The 7148-nt window shown below is 67.8% G+C and carries 10 protein-coding genes; all 10 read right to left on the bottom strand.

Annotated elements, in window-relative coordinates; translation table 11 throughout:
- A partial coding sequence (locus HCC78_RS30940) for a hypothetical protein (protein WP_172332582.1) occupies positions 1 to 1026 on the bottom strand: 1026 nt, incomplete at its 3' end.
- Entirely contained in the window at positions 1011 to 1472 is a 462-nt protein-coding gene (locus tag HCC78_RS35075) for a hypothetical protein (protein WP_371743963.1), read from the bottom strand. The genes HCC78_RS35075 and HCC78_RS30940, both read right to left, overlap by 16 nt.
- On the bottom strand, positions 1414 to 1935 hold the full coding sequence (locus HCC78_RS30930) for a hypothetical protein (protein WP_172332580.1): 522 nt from the start codon (positions 1933 to 1935) through the stop codon (positions 1414 to 1416). The genes HCC78_RS35075 and HCC78_RS30930 overlap by 59 nt, the downstream gene beginning before the upstream one ends.
- Entirely contained in the window at positions 1932 to 2540 is a 609-nt protein-coding gene (locus tag HCC78_RS30925) for a hypothetical protein (RefSeq protein ID WP_172332579.1), read from the bottom strand. The genes HCC78_RS30930 and HCC78_RS30925 overlap by 4 nt, the downstream gene beginning before the upstream one ends.
- A complete protein-coding gene (locus HCC78_RS30920; RefSeq protein ID WP_172332578.1) occupies positions 2540 to 5494 on the bottom strand; it encodes a tape measure protein in 2955 nt (984 codons plus the stop codon). Before HCC78_RS30920 ends, HCC78_RS30925 begins: the two co-directional genes overlap by 1 nt.
- Positions 5494 to 5682, bottom strand: coding sequence for a phage tail assembly chaperone (locus HCC78_RS30915; protein WP_172332577.1), 189 nt, complete (start codon positions 5680 to 5682; stop codon positions 5494 to 5496). Before HCC78_RS30915 ends, HCC78_RS30920 begins: the two co-directional genes overlap by 1 nt.
- Positions 5637 to 5999 carry a GTA-gp10 family protein gene (locus HCC78_RS30910; protein ID WP_172332576.1) on the bottom strand — a complete coding sequence of 121 codons (363 nt, stop codon included), beginning with the start codon at positions 5997 to 5999 and terminating at the stop codon, positions 5637 to 5639. The genes HCC78_RS30915 and HCC78_RS30910 overlap by 46 nt, the downstream gene beginning before the upstream one ends.
- Positions 5996 to 6409 carry a phage tail tube protein gene (locus tag HCC78_RS30905; RefSeq protein ID WP_172332575.1) on the bottom strand — a complete coding sequence of 138 codons (414 nt, stop codon included), beginning with the start codon at positions 6407 to 6409 and terminating at the stop codon, positions 5996 to 5998. The genes HCC78_RS30910 and HCC78_RS30905 overlap by 4 nt, the downstream gene beginning before the upstream one ends.
- A 4-nt stretch (positions 6410 to 6413) precedes the next feature.
- The gene (locus tag HCC78_RS30900) at positions 6414 to 6836 is read right to left on the bottom strand and encodes a hypothetical protein (RefSeq protein ID WP_172332574.1); all 423 of its coding nucleotides are present in this window, start codon (positions 6834 to 6836) and stop codon (positions 6414 to 6416) included.
- Positions 6833 to 7148 (bottom strand): hypothetical protein (locus HCC78_RS30895; protein ID WP_216671389.1); only part of this gene is annotated, 316 nt, incomplete at its 5' end. The genes HCC78_RS30900 and HCC78_RS30895, both read right to left, overlap by 4 nt.

The following is a 7148-nucleotide window of genomic DNA, read 5'->3' as shown; positions in this document are numbered from 1 at the left end:
CGTGATGGCGAAGGCCGGGGCCTCGTAGGCGGCGCCGCCGACCGAGAGCAGGCCCTTGTCATGCGCCCACCAGCCGCCCCAGCTGGTGGCCAGACGGTCCAAGTTGTCGGTCGGCGCGATGCCGGTATCCAGCACCCCGTTGTACTCGTAGCGGTTCTGCATGCTGCCAGCGGCCGTGCTGACCTGCTCGTCGGCTATGTTCGCCAGCGCGGTCAGGGCGGCCATGTCGAGGTCGGATTCCGCCCAGCCGATGCCGCCGAACTTCTCAGCCGTCAGGGCATAGTCGCGCATGATCAGCGCCGGGTTTGCCGACCATGCGGTCGTATCGGTGCGCCAGTCGTAGAGCCTTTTCCCCCTGACCTGGCTGCGCAGCGTCGGCGTGCCCTGGCGGAAGTGCTTGCCGTAGAAATATTCGAAGTAGACATAGGCGATGCCGCGCCCGCGCGCCGCCGAGGTCCACTCCGCCACCTGGTCGACATACTGCCCGACGGCCGTTTGCGATGACGTGCCGAGCTTGACGATGATGCCGATCTCGTCCTGGTACTTTGTGGCCAGCAGGCCGCGCTTCTTGGTCGCCAAGGTGCCCTCGGCCTCGTCGGCCTCCCACTGCTCAAGCGTCCAGACCAGCCGCTCACCGAGCCAGATCTTCTCCACCGCGTCGATCTCGTGGCAGGCCAGCACGATGCAGCTGTGATACTGGCCATTGTTCGACCCGCGCCCGCTGGAGGTCGAGCGCGCGATGATCGGCCCGCCGATGATCCGCCGGCCATAGACGATCAGGCCCTCGGTCACCGCCTGCAGGCTGTTCAGCGTGATCTCGTCGGCCGTCTTGGCCGGTCGAATGCCCTTGGGCGTCTTGGTGGCATAGGCGGAGATCCCGGCGATGGCGCCCTGCACCGCCGCGGTGGCCAGAACGGTACCCCAGGTCAGCGTGGCGCCGAGCGCGATGGCCGCGGCGCCGCCGGTGACCGCGATCGCGGCGACCACCGCGGCGGCCTTGATGGCCTTGACTACCTTGCCGCCCACGCCAGCCAGTCCTTTCCGATGTTGATGTGCGAGAGCCCGCGGGCCGGGTGCATGAAGACCGCTCGGCGGCCCGCCACGATGCCGAGGCAGCCGGTCGTCCCGGCAGCGTCTGCCATGATCCAGTCGCCGCGCTGCGCCAGCGCGATCGGGATCCGGTCCCAGACCGCATCCACCGCCCCGGCGAAGGTCCCGGCGCCGAGGTGCTGCATCACCGCCACCGCCCCGGCCTCGTCGGCATAGCCGGGCAGCCCTTCAAGCGCAGCGGGCCTGAGACCCATTGCGCGGGCCGTGGAGTGCGCAAGCTGGAAACAGTCAGCGGTGCCCCACGAAAAAGGCCGCCCTTCCCAGGCGGCCAGCTCATCGGCCAGGAGGCGCGGCCAGAAGCGGTCACGTGCCAATCTTAAGCTCCTGCGTCTGGAGGCTCTGCACCATGTCGAAGAAGGCATCGTTGGCGTAGCGGGTGCGCTGGTCCTGCGGCAGATACCTGAACGGCCGCACGCGCTGCAGGTCGAGCGCCCGCGGCTCAAGGCTCATGGTGATGACCGGATTCGACGGGTCGTTGTTGTTGCCGATGTTGTCGGCGATCCCGTCGAAGAAGACCTCGCTTCCCGCGACGTTCCATTCCGCATCGGCCCAGATCAGGCTGATCAGCACCCGGCGGCGCTGGAACGGCTCATTCTCCGCGATGGAGATGGTCTCCGGGTCCATCCCGGCCAGAGAGACCGTGAGGCCAGACAGCCGGTTGCCGGTGGTGCTGGCGCTGCCGCTGATCTCCAGAAGCTCGCCGCTGCCCACATAGGTCACGCCGCCATAGGTCAGATCACCGTGGCCGGTCCACAGATCCAGCGGCGCGCCGTCGAAGAAGCCGCGGAAGAGATAGCCGATGCGGCTGCCGCTCGGGATGCTCATTCCAGCGCCTCGATCATCTCGATGGAGATTGTGCGGCCGGAGCGCCAGTCATGCGCGATGGAGAGCGGGTCGCCCATCAGGCGCCACCGGCCATTCGGCGTCGAGATGTTCAGTGCGTTGCCGTCTCCGATGTTCGTTCTCAGCGGTGGGAAGATCCCGATGGTCTGGGCCCCTGCCCCGTCGGTGACGGTGGCGCTTACCACCCGGTAGAGCCGTTCGGAGAACGTGAACCAGTCGCCGACCTCCATCATGGGGATCTGGCCGCCAGGCAGGACGTGCTGCAGCGTCAGCGTCGTGGCCTTCTGCAGCGCGCCGCCGGTCACGGTTGGCGCCCCATTGGTGAAGCCATAGGGCCCGTCGTGGTCGAAGTTGTAGAGCCTGAACGGCGTCAGCGGGCCGCGCAGGCCGATCAGCCAGCCCTCGACCCGCGCCTGGCGCAATTTGTCGTGGTACGGTGCCAGCGTGGCCGTCGCCGACCAGATGTCGCCGCCGAAGTCATAGACCGCCTGCGCGTTCGAATAGGGGCTGCGGGCCATGCCGACGGTGTGGCCGGCGGTGATCTCGAAGCTGCTGAACTGCAGGTCGTCAGGTGCGAAATCCGCCATCAGAGCGCCCCCTCGCGCTTGAGCCGTGCCACCAGAGCGTCAGCTTGGGCCCGGCTGATGGCCGCCATGCGGCGCTCCAGCGCGGCAAGGTCGGCGTCGCTGGTTCCCGCCGGCGCCTCGATCTGGTTCGTGATCTGGACGGAGATGCCGCCGGATGCTTGCCCCGATGACGGGTTGCCCGGCAGGCCCGGCATGCGCAGCGTCACCGGGATGGTCCGGCCATCCGGCAGGGGCACATAGGCCTCTGGCAGCCGCCCCTCTCCGTAGATCGCCAGCTGCGGGCTGTTCGCGATCCCGCCGGTGGCGTAGCGGCGCAGCGGGACAGGCCCGCCGCCGGTCATGATGCCGCCATCGGCAAAGCCGAACAGGGTCTTGAAGAATCCGCCCGCACCTCCGCCGGTGCCCGAGAACAGCCCTTGGAACGCGGCAACGCCGTTGGCCTGCAGCAGCTGGACGATGATCTGCTTGATCGCGTCCTCGACGCTTTCGGCCTGCAGCGCCACCTGGGCGAAGGTGTTCGCAAGCTGCGCCCCGGCGTCCTCGCCGCTCTGCCCGAGGCGCTTCGTCGCCTCGTCCAGCATGGCGACCTGATCAGACTCCGCGCCATAGGCTGCCACCAGCAGCTTGCGCGCTTCGGCAATGCGCTGCGCCTGCGCCTCCTGGGCCTCGGTGGCCGTCTGGGTTTGCTGCACCAGGCCGTTGAGCAGCGTCTTCGCCTCGTCCAGCGTCTTGACCTGCTCTTCGCTGATCAGCTGGACCGGATCCTTGCCCTTGCCCCCAGAGCCACCATTTCCGCCGCCCTTCACGCCGTTCAGCCGGTCGATTTGCTCGTTGATGCTGGTCAGTGCCTCGTTGGCCTCAGCTGTCTGCTTGGCATCCAGACCCCCGCCAGCCAGCGCATCGCGCAGGGTCTTCGCCTGCGCCTGCAGTTCAGCGATCTTGCGGCTGGCCAGGTTGGCGCCATCCAAAATGGCGGTGACCGCATTGTCGCTGGTCTCAACTATGGCTCCAGTTGTCGCCGTCACTCCTGCTATGCTGCCCTTCTGCGCAAGCTCCATCCTCTCCGTGAGGATCTCCACCTTCGCGCTGACCGCCTCAGCGCCAGCCAAGATCTTGGCATAGTCCACCTCGGCATTTGACAGCCCATCCAGACCGGCGCCAGTCGCCATACGGGCGCGGATCGCCAGATCACGCTCGGCAGTAAATCTGTCGATTTCAGCATTCGCCTGGGCGTCTGTAAAATTCGGGTCATTGGCGACACGCTCGGCAAATTCGTCAGATCCGCGGTATGTCCTGCTGATGTTGGCTCGCAGCATGCCGCGGGCATCCGTCAGGCCCTTGTTGGCGTCAACAGCCGACGCTTGAGCAAGCAGCAGCTGGGCATTCCTCAGCCTGTTGAGCGCCCCGATGCGAATGTTGATGGCGTCCACCTCGGCGCTGGCAGTCGCCGCGGCCACAGTGGCCTCGTTGGCCACCGCTGCACTGTACAGGGCAGAAGCCCGAGCCATCTCGTCCTTGGCAGAGGCGATCTCTCCATCAAGGCGCGCCACCTCGTTCAAGGCGGACTCAAATTTCGAAACAGCTGACTGAGCGGACTCCAAGGAAGATGCGGCGCGCTCCGCTTCGCTCGGGATCCTGCTGATGGCCACGGCCAGCGCGCCTGCCAGCGTAATCGCCAGCCCGACCGGCCCGCCGAAGAACGCCATGACGCCATTGAACGCGCGGACGCTTGCTGCCCCAGCGCGATGTGCCAGGGAGAGCCGGTTCTGAGCCCGGGTCAGGGCGCCTGATGCCGCTGTGCCCCTGACTTGCGCTGCAGTCAGATTGTCCACCGCCTTGGCCTGCGACCGCTGCGCGCGCTCCACCGTCGAGGTGGCCCGCCCGGCTTCCTGCATGGCGCGGGTGTGCATCGCGGCCTTGACGACCCGTTCTTCGGCGATGGCGATCTCGCGCTGCGCCGCCGCCACCTCGGCCTGCGCCGCCGAAACGGCATCGCGCCGGGCCGCGGCTGCATCGCGGAATGCCGAGGTGACGGCACCGATGCCCCGGCCGCCCGCCAGGCTGACCGCGGCACCGGCCACGATGTTCAGTGAGGCCGCCAGCGTCTGGGCACCCTCCCCGGCCCCGGCCATGTACTCGCCCAGCCATTGCATCGCGCCGTTGACCGCCTCGGTAGCACCTAGCGACTGGTCGAGCTGGCCGACATAGGCAGTCAGGCCGGTGCGCAGCACGGTCATGGCTTCCTGCCCAGAGACCGCCAGCGCACCGAAGGACTGGTCGGCCTGCGCCGCCATGCCATCCAGAGCCTGCAGCACGATGTCGGAGGTCAGCTGCTGCGCCTCGGCCACGCCGCGCAACTCTGCCCGGGTCACCCCGGCCGCTTTGGCCAGCGCGTCAAGGAACTCGACCGGCGCCGCCTCGCGGATCGTTCCGAATTCGTCGCCAGACAGGACGCCGCCCTGCAGGGCCTGCCCGAGCTGGAGCCCGACGCTGCTTACCTCTGCGCCGGACGCGCCGCCTGCCGACATCAGCTTCTGCAGCGTCTCTACCCGGCGTACCGTGGTCTCGAAGTCGTCGCCCGTCGACTTCGACATCTTCTGGACGGCGGCCGCGGTCGCACCGATCTCGCTGCGGGTGCGCAGCGCCAGGTCTACGATGGACTGCTGCGCCCCGGCACCGGTCTCGCCTATCGAGGCAAGCGAGCGCTCTACCCCGCGCCAGCCCTCGGCCAGATTGCGGAACTCGACCAGCGCCGCGGCTGAGGCAAGCCCGGCCAGCGCCGTGGTCACCATGCCGATCGCGCGCTGGGACCGCTCCCAGCGCGCGTCGATGCGGTCCAGCCGCTGATTGACCATGCGTTCCTGCGCGGTCAGCGTGCTGGCGTAGCGTCTGGCCCCGCGGTCGAACGACCTGGTGTCGGCCGTGTATTCCGTGAGGATGCGTTCCGTCACCATCAGGCGCGGGCTCCCATCATCTTTATCTTGTCCATATAGGCGTCATGCGCCGCCCAGAATTCCCGGGGCGTGGCGCGGGCGAACTCGCTGGGCGGCCAGCCGAGATGGACGGCTGCGAAGGCGCCGGCCGCCTCCAGCCAGCTCAGGCCGGGATCGGCCGCACCATCGGCGCGGCCTCGTCGTCCCACTTTTTTTTTGCATCCTCTGGCGACCACAGGCAGCCGAGGATGAAGCGCACCACGCTTTCGCGCAGCGCGGGCGAGGTCACCCGGTCCTCGAAGACCGCCCGGCCGACGGCATCCACGGAGTCGAATTCCTCGCCCGCCGCCTGGCACCCCTGAAAGATGATCTCGGCCATCTCCAGGATGCGCAGGCGGCCGACCAGCGCGCATTCGTAGGCCTCGGCGAAGGTCAGGTTGATCCTCCGCTCGATCTCCTTCATGGCGCCATAGGTCGGCCGCATCCGGTACTGCTGGCCGCCCAGGGTCACGGGGATGTCGCTCACGCGGTCACCGTTCCGGTAACCGGATCATCGGCGAAGTTGACCGACAGCGCCTGCGACAGCACGCCATCGACGCCGGAGGTCTCTTCGCCCAGAACGACCTGCGCGGTACCGGAGTATTTCTGGCCGCCGATGTTCTTGTCGCGCACCTCCACCGCGATGATCTCGCCTGACGCCGACAGGTCCTGCAGCCGCGTGTGGACGGCCAGCATCGGGCGCTCGAACTCGATGTTCGTGGTGAAAGTGGCGCCCGCGTCGGTCGCATAGGGATGCGAGCCGTTCTTGGTGCGGCTGGTGCCTGCGGTCTTGCCGGGGTTGTAGGTGCCGTCCCCCTGGAAAGGCACCTCCACCAGCGTGCCGGAGCCGTTGTCGATGTACAGGAGCCGTTCCTTGCCCTTCACTGCATTGCCCATCAGATCATTCTCCTATGATGGTCTCGAATTTCAGGATCTCGTGCTGTGCATGGGCCTCGTCGGCCCCGGCGCTGTAGCCCTCGAAAACCTCGAGCGCGGTGGCGCTGCCATGCGGCTCCCAATCGTCCAGCGCAGCGAAGACCAGCGCATGCAGCCGCGCCGCCTGCGACCGGCCGTCCATCTGCCGCTCGAAGACATGGACGGTGAAGCGGTGCCGCCAGCGCTTGCGCCGCGCATCGGACACCTGCCGGTACTGGAATTCATCGACGCGGACGAGGTGCCGCGGCTGGTTCCCCTGGATGTGCGGGATGTGGTCGCTCACCGGGACGGCGCTTCCTGCCGGGCTGACCCCGGCCGTGGCAAGGGCAGCGGCCAGCCGCTGGATCACCAGGCCCTGCAGTTCAAGGCCGCGCTCGGGAGGCGTCATTCGAGCCCCCGCTCTGCCTGGCCGCCGGTGCGGGCCAGAGACCCGGGCGCGGCCGCGCTGAGCGCGTTGCGAAGTGCCTGCCGCATCTCGAAACTGTGGTCGCTGGCATTGGCATCGACGGCGCGCTCGTGGAACGGGCGGGCGTCCTGGCGCAGCGTCCCGTCATGGACGAACCTGGCATAGTAGGCTGCCGAGCGTGCCTTCGCCGAGATGTAGCCGACGAACCCGGACACCTTGGCTTTGCGCAGGCTCTTGCGATACCAGCTGCGCAGCTTGCCGGTGCGGCGCGTGGTCATGCTGCCGATATTGGCG

It is taken from the genome of Mangrovicoccus sp. HB161399 (assembly GCF_013184745.1).
In the GTDB taxonomy this organism is placed as follows: Bacteria; Pseudomonadota; Alphaproteobacteria; order Rhodobacterales; family Rhodobacteraceae; genus Mangrovicoccus.
Note: the sequence above shows the minus strand (reverse complement) of the source record. Positions and strands in the feature narration are given on the sequence as shown.